The sequence below is a fragment of the Streptomyces sp. NPDC057271 genome (genome assembly GCF_042668715.1).
GTDB lineage: Bacteria > Actinomycetota > Actinomycetes > Streptomycetales > Streptomycetaceae > Streptomyces.
The window spans coordinates 1-1,528 of the sequence record NZ_JBHUYJ010000242.1; the positions used below are offsets into that span (position 1 = coordinate 1).

The following is a 1,528-nucleotide window of genomic DNA, read 5'->3' on the forward strand; positions in this document are numbered from 1 at the left end:
CGCGGACCAGCTGCTCTCCCTGTCGCTGACACGGATGCGGGAAGCCGGCATGGTCACCGAACGCGGGAGGCAGCGCACCGACTCCACCCAAGTCCGATGGTGTCCCGCCGAGTGGTGTAGCAGCGATCGCCGCATAGCCCCTGGTCATGAGGCGGCCATCGCGCAACTCTCCGAGTAGCGAAGCTCGTTGAGAGAGGTGACGCGATGGCCTTGTCCCAGCATGACTTACTCCGGCTGATGGAGTCACTGCGCACGGCGGACGGCATCGAGTTGATCAGGGTCCTGGCCCAGCGGATCCTGCAGGAACTCATCGAGGCCGAGGCCACCGCCCACATCGGCGCGGAGCCCGGCGAGCACGCCGAGACCCGTACGACCTGGCGCAACGGTCACCGCGACAAGGTGCTGACCACGCAGGCCGGGGACCTGGACCTGGCGATCCCCAAGGTCCGCACCGGCAGCTTCTTCCCCAGTCTGCTGGAACGCCGTCGCCGTATCGACCGGGCCCTCTACGCCGTCATCGTCGAGGCATACGTCCACGGAGTGTCCACCCGCAGCGCTGATGACCTGGTCAGGGCCCTGGGCGCGGACACCGGCATCTCCAAGAGCGAGGTCTCCCGGCTCTGCGCCGGACTGGACGCCGAACTCAACGCCTTCCGCACCCGTCCGCTGGACCACACCCGTTTCCCCTACATCTACCTGGACGCGACGTACTGCAAGGCCCGGGTGAACCACCAGATCGTCTCCCAGGCCGTGGTCATCGCCACCGGCATCACCGAGGACGGCGGACGCGAAGTGCTGGGCCTGATGGTCGGCGACAGCGAGACCGAGGCGTTCTGGAGCGAGTTCCTGCGCTCGCTGCGCGAGCGGGGCCTGAACGGGGTCCGCCTGGTCATCGCCGACCACCACTCGGGTCTGGTCAAGGCCGTCCGCAAGGTCATGCTCGGCGCCGGCTACCAAAGGTGCCGCGTTCACTTCCTGCGCAACGTCTTCGCGGTGATCCCGAAGGACTCCGCGGAAATGGTGGCCGCGACCATCCGCACGGTCTTCGCCCAGCCCGACGCCGCAGCCGTCCGGGCCCAGCTCGACACCGTCGCCGACATGCTCGGCCGCCAGTTCCCCAAGGTCAGGGCCATGCTCCTGGAAGCGAAGGAGGACCTGACCGCGTTCGCGGACTTCCCTGATCGGCACTGGAAGAAGATCCAGTCGACCAACCCGCTGGAGCGGATCAACCGCGAGATCAAACGCCGGACCGACGTCGTGCAGATCTTCCCCAACCCCGACGCCCTCGAACGCCTCACCACCGCCGTGCTCATCGAGATGCACGACGAATGGATCGCCTTCCCCCGCCGCTACCTCCCCGAAGGCAGCATGGACAAGATCTACCCCAGCAACGGTCAGATCGGCCCGGCTACACCACCACACGGGACATGACCCCCAAGTCCTGGCCGCCGCGCGGGACCTCACCCGCCTGGAGCTGGTCCTCGAAGCGGTGCGCGCGGCCTTGGAAGAAGCCGCCCAGCGGGCACCG

General features: G+C 67.7%; 1 protein-coding gene. It reads left to right on the top strand.

Translation table 11 applies throughout. The features are described 5' to 3' along the window. Positions 1 to 204: 204 nt before the first annotated feature. Positions 205 to 1,431: an IS256 family transposase gene (locus ACFUJR_RS39230; protein WP_383181713.1), complete on the top strand. Its 1,227-nt coding sequence runs from the start codon at positions 205 to 207 to the stop codon at positions 1,429 to 1,431. Positions 1,432 to 1,528: the final 97 nt, after the last annotated feature.